Raw genomic sequence first — 21,835 nt, forward strand, 5'->3', positions numbered from 1 at the left:
GTCAACCATGATCGGACAACTGCGTTCTGTCGTCGTCGACTGTCCCGACCCGCAGGGGCTGGCGGGATTCTGGGCCGAGGTGCTGGGTGGCGCCGTCACCGAGGAGGAGCCGGACTGGGTCGTCGTCACCGACCCGTCGGGGCGTCGGCTGGCCTTCCAGCTCTCACCCGAGCACCAACCGCCCCGGTTCCCCGACGCCCACGCCTCCCAGCAGTTCCACCTCGACGTCGTGATCGACGACGACGTCGACGCTGCCGAGCGTGAGGTTCTCCGCCTGGGCGGCACGCGCGTCACCGACGCCGAGGGGGAGGACCACTTCCGCGTGTTCCGTGATCCCGCGGGTCACCCGTTCTGCCTGGTGTGGGGCGTCGACACCTGACGCGCTACCCGCACAGCGCGTCGGCGGCGGCCTCGACCGCGACGATCACCGCGGACTGCTGTCCGGCCGACAACTCCGACCACCTCTTGTCGAAGTCGCCGGGTCCCACCGTCGGTGCGCTCTGCAGCGTCTTCAGGTACGGCTCGATCTGCGTCTTCGGGTCACCGCCCTGCTGGTCCATCCACGTCCGCGCGGCGCGGCAGGCCTGGAAGTAGTCGTCCTCGGTGGACTCGGCGGGGGCGCCCACCTTGGTGGTGACCCCGCCTGGGGACACGGCGATCGCGTCGGGCGCCAGCGAGGTCGAACTCGTCGGCGATGCCGACGACGTCGAGGCCTCGGACGGGGACGACGACGGAGCAGCGGGCTCGGGAGCCGAGGAGCATCCCGCCGAGGCCAGCGCACCCGCGACGACGACAGCGGCGACCCGGACAACAGGACTGGGCATGCCGCCAATGTAGGCAACCGGTGGCGGGCACCGAACTGCGGGTATTCAGATTCACCGTGAGGTTATCCGCCGAGCCTGGCGGGACGGCGAAACTCTGTGGAACACTGGCCCCGTGATGAACGAGATGTCGTTGGAGTGTTGTCCGGCCTGACGCCGACCCCTCCCACCCGTTCATCTTCTTCTGGAGTATCCCCATGGTTCTCGCGCCTACCCGGCTGCGCCCTGCCGACCTGCTGCACGCCACCGACCGCTACGCCGCCGACGTTCTGGGCGGGCGGTACGACCGTGTGCTGCCGGCCGGCGGAACCCCCGCCGCCGAACGCTGGTTCACCCGGCTGCACGGCGATGACGAGCTGGACGTGTGGCTGATCAGCTGGGTGCCCGACCGTTCGACCGAACTGCACGACCACGGCGGCTCCCTCGGCGCGCTGACCGTGGTGTCGGGTGCGCTGCAGGAGACCCGATGGGACGGTGAGCAGCTGCGGCACCGCAGGTTGGCGGCGGGGGACCAGGCCGCGTTCCCGCTCGGCTGGGTGCACGACGTGGTCTGGGCGCGCGACACCATCAGCGTCGCCCGGCCCAGCCCCACCCTGAGCGTGCACGCCTACTCCCCGCCGTTGACCGCGATGTCCTACTACGAGGTCTCCGAGCGGAACACGTTGCGCCGCATGCGGACCGAATTGACCGATCAGCCGGAGGGAAAATAGATGGGCAGCCGCATCGACGTGGTTCTGGAGAATGCACGCACGAAGATCAAGCGGTTGTCCGCCGACGAGGTGCCGGCCGCGCTGCGCCGCGGCGCGATCCTCGTCGACATCCGGCCCGCCGCACAGCGCGCCCGCGAAGGAGAGATGCCGACGGCACTGATCGTGGAGCGCAACGTGCTGGAGTGGCGCCTCGACCCCACCAGCGACGCCCGGCTGCCGCAGGCCGTCGACGACGACGTGGAGTGGGTGGTGCTGTGCTCGGAGGGCTACACCTCCAGCCTTGCGGCGGCGGCGCTGCAGGAGATCGGGCTGCACCGCGCCACCGACGTCATCGGCGGCTACCACGCGCTCAAGGGCGTGCTGGTCTACTAGCTGTTCTCGTCCGACCGCAACAGCGAACGCAACCGCTCCGTCTTCTCCTGAGACCACCCCGGCGGCAACAGGATCGACGCCCACGCGTCGGCCACGTTGCGCACGTACACATGGCCGTGTCCGTCGGGCACGTTGACCGCGACGGCCATGTCGGCGGACACCTGCAGGAACGTGACGACCGGTATCCACTCCATGTCGGGCGACACGTCGTAGCCCCGGGGTTCCCGTAACCAATCAGGTTGGGCGAACAGCAGATCCGGGTTCCACCACGCGATCGGATCCGAGGCGTGCTGCAGGTAGACCGCGCGGGGCTGTTCCCACGGATCGTGCGGACGTTGCAGATCGCGCGCCTCGGCGACGAAGCGGACGTTGGCACCCTTGTCGTAGACGGGCAGCCACTCCGGCGAGCCGGGGTCGCGGTTGTGGGTCAGGTCGGCCCAGATCGTGTTGTTGAACGTCGGACCGCTGAACAGCGCGCCGTCGGTGCGGGCGATCAGGTTGTTCAACGCCAGGAACGGCGCCTCGCCACCGAAGGAACCGAGGCTCTCCCCGAAGACCACCAGCTTGGGCCGCCGGGCTTCGGGCATCTCCCGGATCAGCTCGTCGACCGCCTCGAACAGTGCCTGTCCCGCCTGCCGGGCGTTCTCCTTGTCGACCAGGAACGACAACCAACTCGGCAGAAAGGAGTACTGCATCGACACGATCGCGGTGTCGCCGTTGTACATGTACTCCAGCGCCGAGGCCTCCGCCTCGTTGATCCACCCGGTCCCGGTGGTCGTCGCGACCGCCACCACGGCGCGGTCCAGCCCGCCGGTGCGCTGCAACTCGAGCGCCGCCAGCTCGGCGGTGGCCTTGATTCCGTCCGCGGAGTTCAGGCCGGCGTAGGCACGGATCGGTTCGGTGGCCGGACGGCCGTCGAACGCGCTGAGCTCGGCCACCGACGGGCCGCCGGAGATGAAGATGCGGCCCTGGTGGCCCAGCGATTCCCAGCTCACCAGCGATTCGGGGCCACCCGAGCGCAGGACCGTGTCAGGCGCCGCGTTGTCGGGGTCGGTCTCGTCGTTGACCGCGGCGAACGTCTTGTTGATCGTGCTCATCGCGAACCGCACCACCACGCCGTTGAGCAGCGCGATCGTCAGCGCGAGCAACAACGTCACCACGATCACCGCCGAAACCCGGGGTGGCGCAACGCGATTGAGCTGACGGACGAGGTAGCGCACCAGCCGGCCGATCAACTGCCCGATCTCGACGAACACGAACAGCGTGACGACCGAGATGGCGGCGGCCAGCGGATAGTCGCCCAGCGTCAGCCGGGGCACACCCATCAGATCGCGGACGTTGTCCTGCCACTCGTGGAACCAGACGATCGCCAGCACCAGCCCGATGACCCCGACGGCCAGCAGCACCCACCAGGCCGAGCGCGGTGCGGGCGGGCTGGTGTCCTTCGACGCCATGTACCGGACCAGCCACACCGCGAACACGCCGATGCCGTACCCGATCGCGCCCGCGCCGCCGCTGACGAGCCCTTGGAACAGCGGGCCGCGTGGCAGCAGCGACGGCGTCATCGACAACCACAGCAAGACCAGACCGACAGCGGTCCCCGTGAAGGTGTAGCGCCGAACCCACCACGCCTTGCGGGGTCCCGGCGCCGGCGTGTCCGCCTCCGCCTGCGCCGGCGAGTCGTCGATGTCGGTCACGGGGGCACTTTAGCGGTGTGTGAAGTTCGGCGAACGCTTCTCGGCGAACGCGGCCATCCCCTCGGTCTGGTCGTCGGTGGCGAACGCCGAGTGGAACAGCCGGCGCTCGTAGAGCAACCCCTCCGCCAGAGTCGATTCGAACGCGCGGTTGACGGCCTCCTTTGCCATCCGCGACGCGGACAGCGACATGCCTGCGATCGTCTGCGCGACCGCACGGGCCTCCTCGAGAAGGGTGTCGGCCGGGACGACGCGGGACACCAGCCCGGCACGCTCGGCCTCTTCGGCGCCCATGTTGCGGCCGGTCAGGATCAGGTCCATCGCCTTGGCCTTGCCGATCGCGCGCGTCAACCGCTGGGAGCCGCCCATCCCCGGCAGCACGCCGAGCTTGATCTCGGGCTGGCCGAACTTGGCGCTGTCGGCGGCGATCAGGATGTCGCACATCATCGCCAGCTCGCAGCCGCCGCCCAGCGCATACCCGGCCACCGCCGCGATGGTCGGGGTGCGGGTGGCCGCGAACCTGCCCCAGGCGGCGAAGATGTCGGACGAGAAGACCTCGGCGAACGACAGGTTCGCCATCTCCTTGATGTCCGCCCCGGCGGCGAACGCCTTCTCGTTGCCGGTGACGATGATCGCGCCGACACCCGGGTCGGCGTCGAGTTCGGCTGCGGCGGTGGTGACTTCGTGCATCACCTGGCTGTTGAGCGCGTTGAGCGCCTTGGGCCGGTTCAATGTGATGGTGGCGACCCGGCCGTCGCGGGCGACGAGGATGGTCTCGTAGTTCTCTGCGGTCATGGCTGCTCCCAGTCGATGGTCAGGTCGGGGTCGGCGGCGGCGAAGTACGCGTCGACGTCCGCGGCGGTCACGGCGTCGAACGACGCCGGCGACCACTGCGGATTGCGGTCCTTGTCGATGATCTGCGCCCGGATGCCCTCCACCAGATCATGCGAACGCAACGCGGCGCACGAGGTTCGGAACTCCTGGCGCAGCACGTCTTCCAGTGTGGCCAGCGAGGCGGCCCGGCGCACGGCTTCCAGCGCGACGGACAGAGCCAGCGGGGAGCGGGACGCGATGAGGTCGGCGGCGTCGCCGGCAGGTTCCGACCCGTGGCGGCGCAGGGCGGCGACGATGTCGGCGACGGTCGCACCGGCATAACACTCGTCGATCCACTCGCGCTGGGCGAGCAGCGTGCTCGGCGGCGGTTGCTGCGCGAAGGCGGCGACCGCGCGGTCGACGCCGTTCGCCCCGATGGCGTCGATGAAGGCGTCGAGGTCGTCATGGGGGACGAAGTGGTCGGCGAAGCCCAACACGATGGCGTCCGCGGCGCCGAACGGCGCTCCGGTCAGCGCGGCGTGCAGGCCCAGGGCCCCGGGGGCGCGCGACAGAATGAGGGTGCCGCCCACGTCGGGAATGAGCCCGATGCCGACCTCGGGCATCGCCATCTTGGTCGTCTCGGTGACCACGCGGACACTGCCGTGCGCGCTGATCCCGACGCCGCCGCCCATCGTGATGCCGTTCATGATCGCGACGTACGGCTTCGGGTACCGGCCGATGAAGGAGTTGAGCACGTACTCGTCGTGCCAGAAGCTGCGGGCCTCGGCGCCGTCGGCCTTGGCCGAGTGGTAGATCGCGACGATGTCGCCGCCCGCGCACAGTCCCCGGTCGCCCGCGCCCGTCACGACGACGGCGCGGACGTCGTCGTCGTGTTGCCACGAGGTGAGCGCCGTCGAGATCGCGGTGACCATCGGATGGGTCAGCGAGTTGATCGCCTTGGGCCGGTTGAGGGTGAGGTGGCCGACGCCATTGCTCACACTTACTAGGACATCCTCGTTTTCGTCCACGGGAGCAATCTAGATCGTCACCCTGGATCGCGTGGTCCCGGGTAAGGTTTCCTGTGAAGAGCCTGGGAACTGTTCTGCGTGACCGGGAACCGTCCGGGCCCGCCGATCGTTCAACCAATGTTCGGCACAGGCCGAATCACGACATCAGGAAAGGAACCGACGGTGCGCGAGAGCAGCAACCCGGTATTTCGCACGCTGCCCAAGGGGCAGCAAGGCGGATACGCGCAATTCGGTACCGGAGCCGCCGGCTACGGTGCGCAAGCGGTACACGCCGATCCCTACACTGCCTACCCCGATCAGCAGCAGCGCGGCGTCTCGCGCCCGCTGACGATCGATGACGTCGTCACCAAGACCGGGATCACGCTCGCCGTGCTGTCCGCGGTCGCCGTTGTCTCCTACTTCCTGGTCGCGCAGAACGTGGCGCTGGCGATGCCGTTCACGTTGGTCGGCGCGCTCGGCGGCCTCGTCGTGGTGCTGATCGCGACGTTCGGACGCAAGCAGGACAACCCGGGTGTCGTGCTGACCTACGCCGCGCTGGAGGGTCTGTTCCTCGGCGCGTTCTCGTTCGTCGTCGCGAACCTGATGGTGTCCGGCGTCAGCGCGGGCGCGCTGATCAGCCAGGCGGTGCTCGGCACCCTCGGCGTCTTCGCGGGCATGCTCGTCGTCTACAAGACCGGCGCCATCCGCGTCACGCCGAAGTTCACCCGCTTCATCGTCGCCGGCCTCTTCGGTGTGCTGGCCCTGATGCTCGGCAACTTCGTGCTCGCGCTGTTCGGTGTCGGCGGCGGCGAGGGTCTCGGCCTGCGCAGCGGCGGCCCCGTGGCGATCATCTTCTCGCTGATCTGCATCGGCCTGGCGGCGTTCAGCTTCCTGCTCGACTTCGACTCCGCCGACCAGATGATCCGCGCCGGCGCGCCCGAGAAGGCGGCCTGGGGCATCGCACTCGGCCTGACCGTCACGCTGGTCTGGCTCTACATCGAGATCCTGCGTCTGCTGAGCTACTTCAACAGCGACTAGTCTCGGCACGAAAGAGGGGCGCTCACTGCGGTGGGCGCCCCTCTTTTCGTGCGCTGGTGTGCGCTCAGATCGCTTCTTCGGGGTGGAACACGGTCTCGTGCACACCAGCGACGGCGTCATCCCCAGCCCGGGATATCACCCTGGACTACGGACCACAGCGCTGCGACCGTCGTGGCATGAGACCACTGGCGTGGCCCTTCCTCGGCACCGAGGCACTCGCAGCAGGACGGGTGCGAAAGCACCAGTTGCGGGCGCGCTACCGGCCGCTGTTCCCCAACGTCTACGTGCCCGACGACGTGACGCCGACGCTGGTGCAGCGCGCTACAGGAGCGTGGCTGTGGTCAGGTCGCGAAGGCGTCATAGCCGGTGCCGCCGCGGCCGCGCTCCACGGTGCGCGGTGGACTCCCCCCGACGAAGCGGTGGAGCTGGTGTGGCGAAACGCGCGCCCGCCTACGGGGATCGTGACCCGCCGGGACCGGCTCGACGACGACGAGGTGGTACGTGTCGGTGGGCTGCCGGTCACCTCGGTGACTCGCACGGCGTTCGATGTCGGTCGTTTGACACGCGGGGACGAGGCCGTCAGCCGGCTCGATGCGCTGGGCAACGCGCGGCGGTTCGATCCCCGCGCCGTCCTGGAGCTGGCGGACCGGCATGCGGGATCGCCGGGTGTGCAGCGGCTCCGCGACGCCTTGGCCCGGCATGATCCGGGAGCCGAGTCGCCGCGTGAGACGTGGCTGCGCCTGCTGCTGGTGCGCACCGGCTATCCGAGACCGCGCACGCAGATCCCCGTCTACGACGACTTCGGGCGGGCGCGGTATTACCTCGACATGGGTTGGGACGATGCCGGCGTGGCCGTCGAATACGACGGCGCCCACCACCGCGAGCGGGCGGTGTTCGCCGAGGACATCCTCCGCGCGGAGTTCATCGCCGAGCGCGGCTGGAACCGGGTGCGGGTCGTCGCCGGGCAGCGGGAAGCGGAGATCCTCGACCGCGTCGCGCGTGCGCGCTCCTCTGGTGTGCGCTCAGATCGCAGAATCAGCTGAGAACGCGATCTGGACGCACACCAGCGGCGCGAAGTCAGGAGAGGCGCTCCACCACCATCGCCATGCCCTGGCCGCCGCCGACGCACATCGTCTCGATGCCGAACGTCTTGTCGTGCGTGGCGAGGTTGTTCAGCAGCGTGGCGGTGATCCGGGCTCCCGTCATGCCGAACGGGTGCCCCAGCGCGATCGCCCCGCCCGAGACGTTGAGCTTGTCGAGGTCCATCCCGAGCTCGCGCGCCGAGCCGAGCACCTGGACGGCGAACGCCTCGTTGATCTCGTAGAGGTCGATGTCGCCGATCGACATCTTCGCGTTGGCCAGCGCCTTCCTGACCGCCTCGATCGGGCCCAGGCCCATGATCTCCGGCGACAGCCCCGACACCCCGGTCGACACGATGCGTGCCAGCGGCGTCAGCCCCAGCTCCTTGGCCTTCGTGTCGCTCATGATGACCACGGCCGCCGCGCCGTCGTTGAGCGGACACGCGTTGCCCGCGGTGATCGTGCCGTTGGGGCGGAAGACGGGCTTGAGCTGGCTGACGGCCTCGTAGGTGGTGCCGGCGCGCGGGCCGTCATCGGTGGTGACGACGGTGCCGTCGGGCAGCGTCACGGGCGCGATCTCGCGCTCGAAGAAGCCGCTCTTGATGGCCTCCTCGGCGCGGTTCTGAGACCGCACGCCCCAGTGGTCCTGATCCTCGCGGCTGATGCCGGTGAAGGCGGCGACGTTCTCGGCGGTCTGGCCCATCGCGATGTAGACGTCGGGCAGGTTGCCGTCCTGGCGCGGGTCGTGCCATTCGCTGGCCCCGGCGGCCGCCTGCTCGGTGCGCGCCATCGCGTCGGCGTAGATCTCGTTCTTCGAATCCGGCCATCCATCGGAGGTGCCCTTGAGGAAGCGCGACACCGTCTCGACGCCCGCGGAGATGAACGCGTCACCCTCGCCTGCCTTGATCGCGTGGAACGCCATCCGCGTGGTCTGCAGCGACGACGAGCAGTACCGGTTGACCGTCGTCCCGGGCAGGAAGTCGTAGCCCAGCTGCACCGCCACGGTCCGGCCGATGTTGAAACCGGCCTCGCCGCCGGGCTGGCCGCAACCCATCATCAGGTCGTCGATGTCGCGCGGATCCAGCGACGGCACCTTGTCCAGCACGGCCTTGACCATCTGAGCGGCCAGGTCGTCGGGCCGCATCGACACCAGCGATCCCTTGTTGGCCCGCCCGATCGGGGAGCGGGCGGTGGCGACGATGACGGCTTCGGGCATGACGACTCCTCGGTAGACAGCGAGTTCTCTGCTGTGAACCTAGCTCGCAGCCGCGACGATCGGCGCGGGCACCCCGGTCGAGCGGCGCCACAGCCGGCTGAGGTTGCCGACCCGCGACAGCAGCGACGCGCCCTCCGCCGAGCGCGGCTCCAGCGCCGGATCGCCGGCGGCGGTTTCGCCCAGGGCCTCCCGCAGAGCCGGCAGCAGTTGCTTGGCCGCCAGCGCGTAACCCGCAGCCGACGGGTGGAACATGTCGGAGGAGAACAGCACCTCCGGGGCCTTCTGGAAGTGCGGCGCGAGCAGATCGGAGAACGGCACCGGCACGCCGCCGGCCGCGCGCACGGCGGCCGCCTGTACCCGCGCCAGCCGCAGTCCGCGGCTGCGGGTCACCCAGCGCAGCGGTTGCGGGATCGCCTTGATCACCCCGAAGTCCGGGCAGGTGCCGACGACGACGACCGCGCCGCTGCCGCGAAGGCGCCGCACCGCGCGGCCCAGCCGGCGGGCCGACGGGCCGATGCCGTTGGGGGCGGTGATGTCATTGGCTCCGATCATGATCACCGCGGCGTCCGGCGGGGGGCCTGCGACGAACATCGCGTCGATCTGACCGGACAGGCCCTTGGAGGTGGCCCCGACGATGGCTTTCGTGCTCAATCGGATGCGTTTGCCCGACTCCTCGGCCAGGCCGCGGGCCAGCAGGACGCCGGGTACCTCGTCGGCGCCAGCGCAGCCGTAGCCGGTGGCCGTGGAGTCGCCGAAGATCATCAGGTGCAGGTCGAAGGGGACCCCGCGATGCCAGCGTTGCGGGGGACCGCCGTCGGCGGTGTAGACGCCGTCGGCGCGCGGCGGGACGTCCCAGGACTTGGGGATGACGCGGCGGGCCTGGTCGGCCTGCCCGGTCAGCAGGTTGCGGGCGCCGACGTAGAACGAGCCCGTCGACGCCAGGGTTGCCACGGCCGCCAGGGCTACCGTCGACCGACGCGGCGCGCGGACGCGAGGAGCGCGGTGGCTGATGCCCACGCCGCCAGTTTAAGTGCGATTTCTGCGGATACGCGCGTTGCACAGACAATCGGCGGTCACGGTGCGGTATCAACTCCGGTATCAATCACGTTTAACCGATTGTGATAATGGTTACAGATGCCAAGCTAAGTAACGAGCTTGTCTGAGTATCTTGGCTTATCCCGGGCTACAACGGCGTAGGAAGTGGTGGCGATGACGGCACCGAGCAAGATCCCGAGTTCTGCACACCTGGGTGTCAGGCCAGGTCGTGGGCACAAACCGCGCCGCTTCCCGGTCAGTGACGGCGCGCCCGTCGAGGTGGTCGAAGACGGCCCGAGCATCGCGGGCCGACTCATGGGCCTGGCGGCGATGGCGACGATCAAGCCCTTCCTGTCCGTGGGCAGCTACGCCCCCAAGTTGCCGTGGCCGTGGGGCCTGGTCGACTTCGCGGCGCGTGTGATCCGCCCGGTGCCCGGCACCGTGCGCGCGACCATCGGCCTGCCGCACTGCACCGCCCAGCTGGTCCGGGCCTCCGGTGTGCTGCCCGCCGACGGCAAGCGCAGCGTGATTCTCTACATGCACGGCGGTGCGTTCCTGACGTGCGGGGTGAACACCCACGGCCGGTTGGTGACGGCGCTGTCCCGCTACGCCGATGCGCCGGTGCTCGTCGTGAACTACCGGATGATCCCCAAGCACTCCGTGGGCACCGCCCTCGACGACTGCTTCGACGCCTACCGGTGGCTGCGCGAGACCGGATACGAGCCGGACCAGATCGTGCTCGCCGGCGATTCCGCGGGCGGCTATCTCGCCCTCTCCCTCGCCGAGCGCCTGCAGTTCGAGGGTGTCGAGGGCTACGGGGCCGAGACGCCGGCGGCGATCGTCACGATGTCCCCGCTGTTCGAGATCGACAACGAGGCGCGGGCCGACCATCCGAACATCCGCAGCGATGCGATGTTCCCGCCCAAGGCTTTCCACGCCCTGGTCGAGCTGATCGAGCAGGCGGCGGCGAAGCGGGTGGTCGACGGCAAGCCCGAGGAGGTCTTCGAGCCGCTCGACCACATCGAACCCGGGCTGCCGCGCACGCTGATCCACGTGTCCGGCTCCGAGGTCCTGCTCAGCGATGCGCGCAAGGCCGCCCGGCTGCTGGCCGCGTCGGGCGTCCCGGTGGAGGTCCGCATCTGGCCCGGTCAGATGCACGTCTTCCAGCTCGGTGCGCCTGCGGTGCCGGAGGCAAGCCGCTCGATCCGGCAGATCGGCGAGTACATCCGAGAGGCCACCTGGTAGTCGTTCACCGGGCCTGAGACCATGGACGCATGCGGATCGCCCGGCACGTCAGTGAGCTCATCGGCAACACCCCTCTGGTGCAGCTGAACTCCGTCGTCCCCGACGGGGCGGGCACGGTGGCCGCCAAAGTCGAATACCTCAACCCCGGCGGCAGTTCCAAGGACCGCATCGCGGTCAAGATGATCGACGCCGCCGAGGCAAGCGGTGAGCTCAAGCCGGGCGGCACGATCGTCGAACCGACGTCGGGCAACACCGGGGTGGGCCTGGCGCTGGTGGCTCAGCAGCGCGGCTACAGGTGCATCTTCGTCTGCCCGGACAAGGTCAGCGAGGACAAGCAGAACGTGCTGCGTGCGTACGGCGCCGACGTGGTGGTCTGCCCCACCGCCGTCGCGCCCGACGACCCGGACAGCTACTACAGCGTGTCCAACCGGCTGGTCACCGAGATCGAGGGCGCCTGGAAGCCCGACCAGTACTCGAACCCGATGGGTCCGGAGAGCCACTACGAGTCGACCGGGCCGGAGATCTGGGCCGACACCGACGGCAAGATCACCCACTTCGTCGCGGGCGTCGGCACCGGCGGGACGATCACCGGCGCCGGCCGCTACCTCAAGGAAGTCTCCGGCGGCCGGGTGAAGGTCATCGGCGTCGACCCCGAAGGCTCGGTGTACTCGGGCGGCACCGGACGCCCGTACCTCGTGGAGGGGGTCGGCGAGGATTTCTGGCCGTCGGCCTACGACCCGTCGGTGCCCGACGAGATCATCGCGGTCTCCGACGCCGACTCGTTCGACATGACCCGGCGGCTGGCCCGCGAAGAGGCCCTGCTGGTCGGCGGCTCGTGCGGAATGGCCGCGTACGCGGCGATCCAGGTCGCCGAGCGGGAGGGGCCCGATGCGCTCGTCGTCGTGCTGCTGCCAGACGGCGGACGCGGATACCTGTCCAAGATCTTCAACGACGGCTGGATGTCGTCCTACGGTTTCCTGCGCAGCCGGCTCGACGGGTCGGTCGCGGAGTCCACGGTCGGTGACGTGCTGCGCGGCAAGTCGGGCGCGCTGCCCGACCTGGTGCACACGCATCCGTCGGAAACCGTGCGCGACGCGATCGGCATCCTGCGCGAGTACGGGGTGTCGCAGATGCCGGTCGTCGGGGCCGAACCGCCGGTGATGGCGGGTGAGGTCGCCGGCAGCGTCTCCGAACGCGAGTTGCTCTCCGCGGTCTTCGAGGGACGCGCGAAACTCGCCGACGCGGTGTCCCAGCACATGAGCCCCGCGCTGCCGCTTATCGGCGCAGGCGAACTGGTCAGCACCGCGGCGAAGACGCTGCGGGAGTGCGACGCGGTGATGGTGGTCGAGGAGGGCAAGCCGGTGGGCGTGCTGACCCGCCATGATCTGCTCGGTTACCTGTCGGACACCAGCGCGCGCCGCTGAGCGACGCCGTCCTGAACGGCTGGCAAACGCTTCCAACCGCGCTGCACCCCACGCGGGCCCGCGCGTAAAACCCCTGTTCGCAGGCTTTTCTCAGGTATGGTGTTCTCGCTTGTCCCCAGCTAAGCAACTGACTGGAAGGCATCATGACCGATCAACCGCCCCCTGCGAACCATCCGCCGCCACCACCACCGGGCGGGTATCCGCCGCCACCGCCGTCGGCCGGAGGGTTTCCACCACAGGGGGCGATGGGTTATCCCGCTGCGCCCGCGAGCCTGGGAGCGGGGCTGCCGAAGTCGGCGTACACGCCGTGGCTCAGCAGGGTCCTCGCCTGGGTGATCGACTTCATCCCGTTGCTGATCCTCCAGGGCATCGGAGCCGGCATCCTGCTGGGCACGCAGGACACCGCCTGCGTCACCGACAATTCGGAATACGAGCTCGGTGAGTTCTGCGCCAGCGGTGCGTCGACGACGGGTCAGATCGCGATCGCCGTCACCGCAATCCTGGCCCTGGCCTACTGGATCTGGAACCTGGGTTACCGGCAGGGGACCACGGGGTCGAGCATCGGCAAGGGCGTCATGAAGTTCAAGATCGTGAGCGAAAAGACCGGCCAGCCGGTCGGTTTCGGCATGTCCTTCGTTCGCGAGATCATCTACTGGGTCATCGCGGGGCTGTGCGTCGGCATCATCTGGTTGATCGCCGTGCTGTTCCCGTTGTGGGACGAGAAGCGTCAGACCCTGGTCGACAAAGTTCTCAACCACGTTGCGCTGCCGACTGATTCGAGGAGGGAGATTCGATGACAGACAATCCGGGCGGTTACCCGCCACCGGGTGGATACCAACCGCCGGGGGGATACCCGCCACCCGGCGGTCAACCGACCCCGCAGGGCGGCTATTCGCCGCCGCCGCCGCCTCCTGGCGGTTATCCGCCTCCGCCGCAGGGTAACTACCCTCCTGGCGGTTTCCCCCCGCAGCAGCAGGGCGGTTACCCGGCGTCGGCCCCCGCGCAGGTGCTCCCGAAAGAGAGCTACACACCCTGGATCACGCGGGTGGCGGCATGGTTCATCGACAACATCCCGGTGTTCATCATTGCCGGCATCGGGCAGGCCATCGCGATCCTGACCGGCGACAACAACTGCGAGACGCTCAACGGCGGCTACTCCTGCACGTCGAGCTACTCCGTCGTGGGGTCGCTGGCCACGTTCTTGGCCTCGGTGCTGTCGCTGGCCTACGTCGTGTGGAACTACGGCTACCGCCAGGGCACCACGGGCTCGAGCATCGGCAAGTCGGTGATGAAGTTCAAGGTGGTCAGCGAAAAGACCTGGCAGCCGATCGGTTTCGCGCTGTCGATCGTGCGTCAGCTCGCCCACCTCGTGGATGCGATCATCTGCTACATCGGCTACCTGTTCCCGCTGTGGGACGCCAAGCGGCAGACGCTCGCCGACAAGATCATGACGACGGTCTGCGTGCCGCTGGCCCCGCAGGGCCAGCACTCGCAGCCGCCGACCCACCACTACTAGAGCAGGCCGGGGCCGGCGTCAGCGGAACGCGCTGACGCCGGTCAACGCCTGACCGATGACCAGCTGGTGCACCTCCGAGGTGCCCTCGTAGGTCAGCACCGACTCCAGGTTGTTGGCATGCCGGATCACCGGATACTCCAGCGTGATTCCGTTGGCGCCCAACAAGGTTCGGCACTGTCTTGCGATCTTGATGGCTTCGCGGACATTGTTCAGCTTGCCGACGCTGACCTGTTCGGGCCGGATACGGCCCTCGTCCTTGAGACGGCCCAGGTGCAGCGCCAGCAGTTGCGCCTTGCCCAGTTCCACCGCCATGTCGGCGATCTTGGCCTGTGTCAACTGATAACCGGCCAGCGTCTTGTCGAACACCTGTCGGCTGCCGACGTAGTCCAGTGCGGACTCCAGGCAGTCGCGCGCCGCACCGACCGCGCCGAACACGATGCCGAAGCGAGCCTCCGACAGACAGCTCAGCGGTCCCGCCAGCCCCCGCGCGCCCGGCAGTCTCGCGTCCTCGGGCACCCGCACGTCGTCGAGGCTGAACTCCGAGGTGACCGATGCCCGCAGCGACAGCTTGTGCGTCATATCGCGGGCACTGAACCCCGGTGTGGACGTCGGGACCGCGAAGCCGAGCACGCCGTCCTCGGCGCGGGCCCAGACGATCGCGACGTCGGCCACCGAGGCGTTGGTGATCCACATCTTCGACCCGTTGAGGATCCAGTCCGACCCGTCCCGGCGCGCGGTGGTGCGCATCCCGCCCGGGTTGGAGCCGAAGTCGGGTTCGGTCAGCCCGAAGCAGCCGATCAGTTCGCCGGCGGCCATCCCGGGCAGCCACTGCTCGCGCTGCTCCTCGCTGCCCCAGTGGTGAATGGCGAACATCGCCAGCGAACCCTGCACCGAGACCAGGCTGCGCAGCCCGCTGTCCACGGCCTCCAGTTCCTGGCAGACCAGGCCGTAGGCCGTCGCACTCGACCCGCTGCAGCCGTATCCGGTCAGGTGCATGCCGAGCAGACCCAGCTTGCCGATCTCGACGGCGAGGTCGCGCACGGGCACCTGGCCGGTCTCGAACCATTCGGCGATGTGGGGGCGCAGCCGCTGCTCGCCGAACTGGCGCACCATCGTGCGCAGGTCGATGTCCTCGGCACTCAGCAGCGAGTCGAGGTCCAGCAGGTTTTCGATCGAGGAGGTCCCAGGGGTGGACATGGATAAGTTCTACACCGCTACCCTGGGCCACCATGAGCGAGCAGCGCAGCGCAGCCGACCATTTCCGGGCTCTCGGCCCCGCCACGAAGGCCATTCACGCTGGTTACCGGCCTGATCCGGCCACCGGTGTGGTCAACCCCCCGATCTACGCCAGCTCGACGTTCGCCCAGGACGGCGTCGGCGGGCTGCGCGGCGGCTTCGAGTACGCACGGACCGGCAATCCCACCCGCTCGGCGCTCGAGGCGGCGCTGGCCGCGGTGGAGTCGGCAACCTACGGGCGGGCGTTCAGCTCGGGGATGGCCGCCACCGACTGCGTTCTGCGGGCCGTGCTGCGGCCCGGCGACCACATCGTGATCCCCGACGACGCCTATGGCGGCACGTTCCGGTTGATCGACAAGGTGTTCTCGCTCTGGGGCATCAGCTACACCGCGGTCGCCCTGGGTGACCTCGATCTGGTGCGGGCGGCGATCACCGACCGCACGAAGCTGATCTGGGTGGAGACGCCCACCAATCCGCTGCTGTCGATCGCCGACATCTCCGCGATCGCCGGGCTGGCCGCCGAGAGGAAGGCCAAGGTGCTGGTGGACAACACCTTCGCCTCGCCGGCGCTGCAGCAGCCGTTGACGCTCGGTGCCGACATCGTGCTGCACTCGACCACCAAGTACATCGGCGGGCATTCCGACGTCGTGGGCGGCGCTCTGCTCACCAACGACGAAGCGCTCGACGAGGCGTTCGCGTTTCTGCAGAACGGCGCCGGCGCGGTGCCGGGTCCGTTCGACGCCTACCTGACCATCCGCGGCCTGAAGACGTTGCCGTTGCGGATGCAGCGGCACAGCGAGAACGCCGCGGCCATCGCGGAGTTCCTCGACGGGCACCCCGCGGTCGGGACCGTGCTCTATCCGGGCCTGCCCGGCCATCCCAATCACGACGTCGCCGCCAAGCAGATGAGCGGCTTCGGCGGGATGGTGTCGGTCCGGCTCACGGGCGGCCCGCAGGCCGCGCGCGACTTCTGCGCCCGCACCGAGATCTTCATCCTCGCCGAATCGCTCGGCGGGGTGGAGTCGCTGATCGAGTACCCCGGCGCGATGACGCACGCCTCGACCGCCGGATCCCAGCTCGAGGTGCCGGACGATCTGGTGCGCCTGTCGGTCGGTATCGAGGACGTCGCCGACCTGCTCGGTGACATCGAGCAGGCCCTCGCTTAGGACAACTGCGCCAGCGCCCGGCGGACCGCGGACGCGGTGACGGCCAGGTTGACCTCCGCCATGCCCGTCGGGGACTCGTCGACCCAGCTGCCGCTGGCGATCTCCCCGGCCCGGGCGTGCACCCAGCGCCAGCCCCGGTCGTTGAGGCTGAGCAGCGCGCCGAGCCCGTCGGCGGCGTGCAGCACCGTGATGATCGCCGCCGCCGGGGGAGCGGGCGGCCTGCGGTCGAACAGCGCGGCCAGCAGCGCATCGCGGGCGGGTCCGACACGGCGGCGGTCGGTCAGCGGATAGGCCTCTCGGCGGCGAAAGCCCTTGCCCGGCAGGCTGATCCGATGAAGCTGGCCCATCCGCTCGAGGTGCTCGAGCAGGCGGCCCTCGGTGTGGCGGGCCAGCGTCTTGATCGCGTCGGCCGGCCGGCGTGGGGTGGCACGCAGGTAGTCCAGCGCGGGTGCGACGACGGGATCGGACGGACCCGCGGCGTCGAGCGCCACCAGACGGCCTGGCGGCACGGGTTCACCGTCGATCGACGGCCGCACCCGGCAGGAGTACGCGATGTCGAGCAGTGTCGCGGCGGCCAACGCGTGACCACGCCGCGGATTGTCCAGCCCGGGCTGTGCAGACCCGTTGTCCAGTAGAAGCAACAACAGGTCCTCGGCGATCTGCGCCACGGCGGTCAGCCGTGATACGGCTCCGCGGAGACCAGCGTCACCTTGACCGTATTGCCGTTGGGCACCGTGTAGGTACGGGTCTCGCCGACCTTGGCGTCGAGCAGCGCGCCGCCCAGCGGTGAGTTCGGTGAGTAGACCTCGAGCTTGCCGTCGGTGACGCCCTCCTGGCGGGTGCCGATCAGGAACGTCTCGGTGTCGCTCTCGTCGTCGTCGTAGTAGACCTTGACCACCGAGCCCGGCAACGCGACGCCCGACTGCTTGGGGGCCTCGCCCACCTTGGCGCTGTTGAGCAACTCCTGCAGCTGACGGATCCGGGCCTCCTGCTGGCCCTGCTCCTCGCGGGCTGCGTGGTAGCCGCCGTTCTCGCGGAGGTCACCCTCTTCGCGCCGGTCGTTGATCTCGGCGGCGATGACGGGACGATTCGCGATCAACTGGTCCAGCTCTGCCTTCAACCGGTCGAAGGCCTCTTCGGTCAGCCAGGTGACCTGGGTATCGGTCATGTCGGCGCGCTCCTGTCGTCGTCGCTTTCAGCGCTGTGTGCGTGAAAAGTTCTCGGGCACGGCGCCGGGGCTGTCGTACGTGCATCACCGCATCCGTCGCCGTTCGATCGACTCTCAAATGCAGCAATACACGGCCCCAGCAGGAACCGTGTATCGGTCCATGATAGCACCGGGGGGATACCCGGTTTTCATGTTTTCGCAGCCCGCAGTTGGTTGCGGGAGGCTTCAGGACGGTTCGACGAGGTACGCCGGCACGTCGCTGCCGCAGCCGTAGACGTCGCCGACGACGGGCGGCGCGCTCGTCTTGACGACGGTCCTGACCTGCACTGTCTTGGCGGGGGACGGGGCCACCAGCAGTTCGCGCCTGCCGACCTCGTCGCCGTCGTAGGACCGGGCCCGCACGATGCAGACCACGGGCTGAGACGGGTCGTCGCGGGTGACGCTGACCGTCACCTCGACTGTGCCGTCGTCGACCACCCGGTAGCCGCCCAACTCGCCCTTGATGTCCGCGGAGCCCAGCCGCGTGAACGCCACGGCCGCGATCGCCACGCCCAGCGCGACCACGAGAACCGTCGCGGCGAGGACGATCCGGCGGCGGTTGCGCCGGCTGGGTCCTTGGGAGCCGTAGCGCGCGGCGGGACGATCGATCATCTCGTTTTGCATGCCCGTCGTTCGGATAGGTGTACTAGGACTGGAACTATAGAACCCATGGGTTCTGTTGAACCTGACCGTGAGTGTCCATGCAGGTGAGCAGCTAAGAGGAAACAGGTTGAGCGAACTGCGGTTGATGGCCGTACACGCGCACCCCGACGACGAGTCCAGCAAGGGCGCCGCCACGATGGCGCGCTACGTCGACGAGGGCGTGCGCGTGCTGGTCGTGACGCTGACGGGCGGCGAGCGCGGCGACATCCTCAACCCCGCGATGGATCTGCCGGAAGTGCACGGCCGGATGGCCGAGATCCGCCGCGAGGAGATGGCCAAGGCGGCGGCGATCCTCGGCGTCGAGCACCACTGGCTGGGCTTCGTCGATTCCGGGTTGCCCGAGGGTGACCCCCTGCCGCCGCTGCCGGAGGGCTGTTTCGCGCTCGAACCGCTCGAGGTGCCCACCGAGGCGCTGGTCCGGGTCATCCGGGACTTCAAGCCGCACGTGATGACGACCTACGACGAGAACGGCGGGTATCCCCACCCCGACCACATCCGCTGCCACCAGGTGTCGGTCGCGGCGTACGAGGCGGCCGCCGATCACCGGCTCTACCCCGGTGCCGGCGACCCGTGGAGCACGCACAAGCTGTACTACAACCACGGGTTCCTGCGGCAGCGCATGCAGGTGCTGCAGGACGAGTTCACCAAACACGGCAAAGAGGGCCCGTTCGCGAAATGGCTGGAGAGCTGGGATCCGGACGAGGATCTGCTCGCCAAGCGCGTCACCACCCGGATCGAGTGCTCGAAGTACTTCACCCAGCGCGACGAGGCGCTGCTGGCGCACGCCACGCAGATCGACCCGAAGAGTTTCTTCTTCACCACGCCGATGGAATGGCAGCAGCGGTTGTGGCCGACCGAGGAATACGAACTGGCCCGGTCCCGTGTCCCGGTGCGGCTGCCGGAGACCGATCTGTTCACGGGCATCGAAGGACGGGAGTGAGCCGATGCTGACACTGCTGGCGGCCCAGGTGCTGGCCCAGGACGGGCCGCAGCAGACCGGACCCGACTTCGGCAAGGCGAGCCCATTCGGGCTCATCGTGATCGTGCTGCTGCTCATCGGCGTCTTCCTGCTGGTGTGGTCGATGAACCGGCACCTCAAGAAGCTCCCGAAGTCGTTCGACGAGCAGGACGCCGACCCGGACATGGCCCCCGACAACCCCGCCGACCCGGGGACGAGCCGTGAGCCCGGCCCCGGGACGTAACACCCTCGGGGCGTCGACCAGCCCGTATCTGCGCCAGCACGCCGACAACCCGGTGCACTGGCAGCAGTGGACGCCCGGGGCGCTCGCCGAGGCCGCCGAGCGCGACGTCCCGATCCTGCTGTCCGTCGGATACGCCGCCTGCCACTGGTGCCATGTGATGGCCCACGAGTCGTTCGCCGACCCGGAGGTGGCCGCGCTGGCCAACGCCCACTTCGTCTGCATCAAGGTCGACCGGGAGGAGCGTCCCGACCTCGACGCCGTCTACATGAACGCGACGGTCGCGCTGACCGGACAGGGCGGCTGGCCGATGACGTGTTTCCTGACGCCCGACGGCAGGCCCTTCTTCTGCGGCACTTACTACCCGAAAGCGACCTTCCTGCAACTCCTTTCGGCGGTCGACGAGACGTGGCGGACCCGGCGCGCCGAGGTCGAGCAGGCGTCGGACCACATCGCCGGCGAGTTGCGCGCGATGGCCACCGGCCTGCCGGGCGGCGGGCCCGAGGTGAACGCGGGGCTGTGCGACGCGGCGGTCGAGGCCGTGTTGGCCGACGAGGACACCGTGCACGGCGGCTTCGGGACCGCGCCGAAATTCCCGCCGTCGGCGCTGCTGGAGGCGATGTTGCGGCACCACGAACGCACCGGCGCGTCCGGCGCGCTGGCGACGGCGGCCCGCGCCTGCGAGGCGATGGCACGGGGCGGTCTCTACGATCAGCTCGCCGGCGGCTTCGCCCGCTACAGCGTGGACGCTGAGTGGGTGGTCCCGCATTTCGAGAAGATGCTCTACGACAACGCCCAGCTGCTGCGGGTGTACGCACACTGGTTGCGGGTTTCGCCGAATACCTTGGCGCGCAGGGTCACTCGGGAGACAGCACGATTCCTTCTCGACCAGTTGCGCCGCGACGGCATGTTCGTCTCGTCGCTGGACGCCGACGCGGCGGGTCACGAGGGCCTGACGTACGTGTGGACACCGGCCCAGCTGCGCGCGCCGCTCGGCGACGAGGACGGGCGATGGGCCGCCGACCTCTTCGGCGTCACCGACGCCGGCACATTCGAGGGTGGCGCGTCGGTGCTGCAGCTGCGGGCCGATCCGAGTGACGCCGCCCGGTACGACAACGTCCGCACGGTGCTGCGCGCAGCCCGGTCGACACGTCCGCAACCGGGCCGCGACGACAAGATCGTCACCGCGTGGAACGGGCTCGCGATCACCGCGCTGTGCGAAGCCGGCGTCGCGCTCGAGGACGCCGAATTGACCGCAGCGGCAACGGGTTGCGCGGAAGCGATCCTGGACCTGCACGTCCGGGACGGCCGGTTGCGGCGGGCCAGCCTGGGCGGCGTGGTGGGCGAGCCCGCTGCGATCCTCGACGACCACGCGGCGCTGGCCACCGGGTTGCTCACGCTGCATCAGGTGACGGGGCAGGAGAGCTGGCTGGCCGCGGCGGCGGACCTGCTCGACGTCGCGCTCGACCACTTCGTCGACCCGGATCACCCCGGGCGCTGGTATGACGTCGCCGACGACGCCGAGCAGCTGCTGCTGCGGCCCGCCGATCCGCTCGACGGCGCCACCCCCTCGGGAGCGTCGTCGATCGCCGAAGCGCTGCAGCTGGCCGCGCATCTGGCGTCTCCAGAGCGCGCGCAGCGTTACACCGACGCCGCCGTGGCGACGCTGTCGGCTGCCGCGGCGCTGCTGGAGCGGGTGCCGCGCTCGGCCGGGCACTGGCTTTCGGTGGCCGAAGCGGCGGTGCGCGGTCCGATCCAGATCGCCGTCTCCTGCGCCGACCCGGTCACCTCGGAGTTGCTCGCCACCGCCCGCGCGCTGGCGCCAGGGGGAGCGATCGTCGTCGGCGGACGCCCCGACTCGTCGGAACTGCTGCGCGGGCGGCCGCGGGTACGCGACGCCGATGCAGCCTATGTGTGCCGCGGACAGGTGTGCGACCTGCCCGTCGTCACCGGCGCGGATCTCGCTGCCGCACTGAGGCAGTCCGTGTAGCGTGCCGCACATGAGCTTCGAGCCCGACGTCTTGCAAGGTTTCGTTCAGCGCTACCTCGACACGGTCGCCGGCGGTACCGCCGACGACGTCGCCGCGCTCTACGCCGAGGACGCCACGCTGGAGGATCCGGTCGGCGGCGGCGAGGTGCACATCGGGCGGCAGGCCATCGCCGGCTTCTACAAGGGCATGGACGGCGACACTGAGATCACCACCGAGTTGCTGATGTTCCGGGCGGGCGGTCACGAGGCCGCGTTCGTGTTCGCGATCACGGTGGGCGGGGCGATGCGCATCGAACCCATCGAGGTGATGACGTTCGACGGCGACGGCAAGATCACGTCGATGAAGGCCTACTGGGGCCCGCAGAACATCACCCCGCTGTAGGAATTCGGCCCGCGAGCGCGCA

At 69.2% G+C, this 21,835-nt stretch carries 24 protein-coding genes; 14 read left to right on the plus strand and 10 right to left on the minus strand.

What is annotated here, in order from left to right; genetic code table 11:
* Nucleotides 1-7 precede the first annotated feature (7 nt).
* On the plus strand, nucleotides 8-379 hold the full coding sequence (locus G6N45_RS10805) for a VOC family protein (RefSeq protein WP_163722185.1): 372 nt from the start codon (nucleotides 8-10) through the stop codon (nucleotides 377-379).
* A 4-nt stretch (nucleotides 380-383) separates the two neighbouring features.
* On the opposite strand, the gene lpqV is transcribed toward G6N45_RS10805, so the two are convergent.
* Entirely contained in the window at nucleotides 384-824 is a 441-nt protein-coding gene (gene lpqV, locus G6N45_RS10810; RefSeq protein ID WP_163722187.1) for a lipoprotein LpqV, read from the minus strand.
* 194 nt (nucleotides 825-1,018) lie between these two features.
* On the opposite strand from lpqV, the gene G6N45_RS10815 reads away from it, so the two are divergent.
* Nucleotides 1,019-1,531 carry a cysteine dioxygenase gene (locus tag G6N45_RS10815; RefSeq protein WP_163722189.1) on the plus strand — a complete coding sequence of 171 codons (513 nt, stop codon included), beginning with the start codon at nucleotides 1,019-1,021 and terminating at the stop codon, nucleotides 1,529-1,531.
* Entirely contained in the window at nucleotides 1,532-1,903 is a 372-nt protein-coding gene (locus G6N45_RS10820; protein ID WP_163722192.1) for a rhodanese-like domain-containing protein, read from the plus strand. It abuts the gene before it with no gap.
* On the opposite strand, the gene G6N45_RS10825 is transcribed toward G6N45_RS10820, so the two are convergent.
* From G6N45_RS10825 to G6N45_RS10835, 3 genes are read right to left on the minus strand one after another with little or no spacing between them, the layout of a single operon-like run.
* Nucleotides 1,900-3,600: an alpha/beta hydrolase gene (locus G6N45_RS10825; RefSeq protein WP_407664317.1), complete on the minus strand. Its 1,701-nt coding sequence runs from the start codon at nucleotides 3,598-3,600 to the stop codon at nucleotides 1,900-1,902. The two genes, G6N45_RS10820 and G6N45_RS10825, sit on opposite strands and share 4 nt — an antisense overlap.
* Nucleotides 3,601-3,609: 9 nt before the next feature.
* Nucleotides 3,610-4,392: an enoyl-CoA hydratase gene (locus G6N45_RS10830; protein WP_163722193.1), complete on the minus strand. Its 783-nt coding sequence runs from the start codon at nucleotides 4,390-4,392 to the stop codon at nucleotides 3,610-3,612.
* Nucleotides 4,389-5,438, minus strand: coding sequence for an enoyl-CoA hydratase/isomerase family protein (locus G6N45_RS10835; RefSeq protein WP_163722195.1), 1,050 nt, complete (start codon nucleotides 5,436-5,438; stop codon nucleotides 4,389-4,391). Before G6N45_RS10835 ends, G6N45_RS10830 begins: the two co-directional genes overlap by 4 nt.
* A gap of 162 nt (nucleotides 5,439-5,600) precedes the next feature.
* On the opposite strand from G6N45_RS10835, the gene G6N45_RS10840 reads away from it, so the two are divergent.
* Complete coding sequence (locus tag G6N45_RS10840) at nucleotides 5,601-6,455, plus strand: Bax inhibitor-1/YccA family protein (RefSeq protein ID WP_163722197.1); 855 nt, start codon at nucleotides 5,601-5,603, stop codon at nucleotides 6,453-6,455.
* A 176-nt stretch (nucleotides 6,456-6,631) separates the two neighbouring features.
* A complete protein-coding gene (locus G6N45_RS10845) occupies nucleotides 6,632-7,498 on the plus strand; it encodes a hypothetical protein (RefSeq protein WP_163722198.1) in 867 nt (288 codons plus the stop codon).
* A 34-nt stretch (nucleotides 7,499-7,532) separates the two neighbouring features.
* Here G6N45_RS10845 and G6N45_RS10850 read toward each other — a convergent pair whose 3' ends face one another.
* On the minus strand, nucleotides 7,533-8,750 hold the full coding sequence (locus G6N45_RS10850) for an acetyl-CoA C-acetyltransferase (RefSeq protein ID WP_163722199.1): 1,218 nt from the start codon (nucleotides 8,748-8,750) through the stop codon (nucleotides 7,533-7,535).
* Between the two features lie 39 nt (nucleotides 8,751-8,789).
* Complete coding sequence (locus G6N45_RS10855; RefSeq protein ID WP_163722200.1) at nucleotides 8,790-9,767, minus strand: SGNH/GDSL hydrolase family protein; 978 nt, start codon at nucleotides 9,765-9,767, stop codon at nucleotides 8,790-8,792.
* Between the two features lie 192 nt (nucleotides 9,768-9,959).
* On the opposite strand from G6N45_RS10855, the gene G6N45_RS10860 reads away from it, so the two are divergent.
* The 4 genes from G6N45_RS10860 to G6N45_RS10875 all read left to right on the plus strand — a co-directional run bounded on the left by G6N45_RS10860 (nucleotide 9,960) and on the right by G6N45_RS10875 (nucleotide 13,970).
* On the plus strand, nucleotides 9,960-11,030 hold the full coding sequence (locus G6N45_RS10860) for an alpha/beta hydrolase (protein ID WP_163722201.1): 1,071 nt from the start codon (nucleotides 9,960-9,962) through the stop codon (nucleotides 11,028-11,030).
* A 29-nt stretch (nucleotides 11,031-11,059) separates the two neighbouring features.
* Complete coding sequence (locus tag G6N45_RS10865) at nucleotides 11,060-12,454, plus strand: cystathionine beta-synthase (RefSeq protein WP_163722202.1); 1,395 nt, start codon at nucleotides 11,060-11,062, stop codon at nucleotides 12,452-12,454.
* A 143-nt stretch (nucleotides 12,455-12,597) separates the two neighbouring features.
* A complete protein-coding gene (locus G6N45_RS10870) occupies nucleotides 12,598-13,251 on the plus strand; it encodes an Rv1078 family RDD domain-containing protein (RefSeq protein ID WP_163722203.1) in 654 nt (217 codons plus the stop codon).
* The gene (locus G6N45_RS10875; RefSeq protein ID WP_163722204.1) at nucleotides 13,248-13,970 is read left to right on the plus strand and encodes an Rv1078 family RDD domain-containing protein; all 723 of its coding nucleotides are present in this window, start codon (nucleotides 13,248-13,250) and stop codon (nucleotides 13,968-13,970) included. Before G6N45_RS10870 ends, G6N45_RS10875 begins: the two co-directional genes overlap by 4 nt.
* 18 nt (nucleotides 13,971-13,988) lie before the next feature.
* On the opposite strand, the gene G6N45_RS10880 is transcribed toward G6N45_RS10875, so the two are convergent.
* On the minus strand, nucleotides 13,989-15,167 hold the full coding sequence (locus tag G6N45_RS10880; RefSeq protein ID WP_170312438.1) for an acyl-CoA dehydrogenase family protein: 1,179 nt from the start codon (nucleotides 15,165-15,167) through the stop codon (nucleotides 13,989-13,991).
* A gap of 32 nt (nucleotides 15,168-15,199) precedes the next feature.
* Here G6N45_RS10880 and G6N45_RS10885 point away from each other — a divergent pair, with 32 nt between their 5' ends.
* A complete protein-coding gene (locus G6N45_RS10885) occupies nucleotides 15,200-16,372 on the plus strand; it encodes a cystathionine gamma-synthase (protein WP_163722205.1) in 1,173 nt (390 codons plus the stop codon).
* On the opposite strand, the gene G6N45_RS10890 is transcribed toward G6N45_RS10885, so the two are convergent.
* The 3 genes from G6N45_RS10890 to G6N45_RS10900 all read right to left on the minus strand — a co-directional run bounded on the left by G6N45_RS10890 (nucleotide 16,369) and on the right by G6N45_RS10900 (nucleotide 18,191).
* The gene (locus G6N45_RS10890; protein ID WP_163722206.1) at nucleotides 16,369-17,040 is read right to left on the minus strand and encodes a GOLPH3/VPS74 family protein; all 672 of its coding nucleotides are present in this window, start codon (nucleotides 17,038-17,040) and stop codon (nucleotides 16,369-16,371) included. The genes G6N45_RS10885 and G6N45_RS10890 overlap by 4 nt on opposite strands.
* A 5-nt stretch (nucleotides 17,041-17,045) precedes the next feature.
* On the minus strand, nucleotides 17,046-17,540 hold the full coding sequence (gene greA / locus G6N45_RS10895) for a transcription elongation factor GreA (protein WP_057148196.1): 495 nt from the start codon (nucleotides 17,538-17,540) through the stop codon (nucleotides 17,046-17,048).
* A 225-nt stretch (nucleotides 17,541-17,765) separates the two neighbouring features.
* Complete coding sequence (locus tag G6N45_RS10900; RefSeq protein ID WP_179965310.1) at nucleotides 17,766-18,191, minus strand: DUF4307 domain-containing protein; 426 nt, start codon at nucleotides 18,189-18,191, stop codon at nucleotides 17,766-17,768.
* A 118-nt stretch (nucleotides 18,192-18,309) separates the two neighbouring features.
* Between G6N45_RS10900 and mca the strand changes: the two genes are divergently transcribed.
* Genes mca through G6N45_RS10920 form a run of 4 tightly spaced genes read left to right on the plus strand, consistent with a single transcriptional unit; the run spans nucleotide 18,310 to nucleotide 21,813 of the window.
* Nucleotides 18,310-19,182, plus strand: coding sequence for a mycothiol conjugate amidase Mca (gene mca / locus G6N45_RS10905; RefSeq protein ID WP_163722210.1), 873 nt, complete (start codon nucleotides 18,310-18,312; stop codon nucleotides 19,180-19,182).
* A 4-nt stretch (nucleotides 19,183-19,186) separates the two neighbouring features.
* The gene (locus G6N45_RS10910; RefSeq protein WP_163722213.1) at nucleotides 19,187-19,444 is read left to right on the plus strand and encodes a hypothetical protein; all 258 of its coding nucleotides are present in this window, start codon (nucleotides 19,187-19,189) and stop codon (nucleotides 19,442-19,444) included.
* The gene (locus G6N45_RS10915; RefSeq protein WP_163722214.1) at nucleotides 19,422-21,431 is read left to right on the plus strand and encodes a thioredoxin domain-containing protein; all 2,010 of its coding nucleotides are present in this window, start codon (nucleotides 19,422-19,424) and stop codon (nucleotides 21,429-21,431) included. The genes G6N45_RS10910 and G6N45_RS10915 overlap by 23 nt, the downstream gene beginning before the upstream one ends.
* Before the next feature lie 10 nt (nucleotides 21,432-21,441).
* The gene (locus G6N45_RS10920; RefSeq protein WP_057148388.1) at nucleotides 21,442-21,813 is read left to right on the plus strand and encodes a nuclear transport factor 2 family protein; all 372 of its coding nucleotides are present in this window, start codon (nucleotides 21,442-21,444) and stop codon (nucleotides 21,811-21,813) included.
* Nucleotides 21,814-21,835 lie beyond the last annotated feature (22 nt).

Source organism: Mycolicibacterium psychrotolerans (assembly GCF_010729305.1).
Lineage (GTDB): Bacteria > Actinomycetota > Actinomycetes > Mycobacteriales > Mycobacteriaceae > Mycobacterium > Mycobacterium psychrotolerans.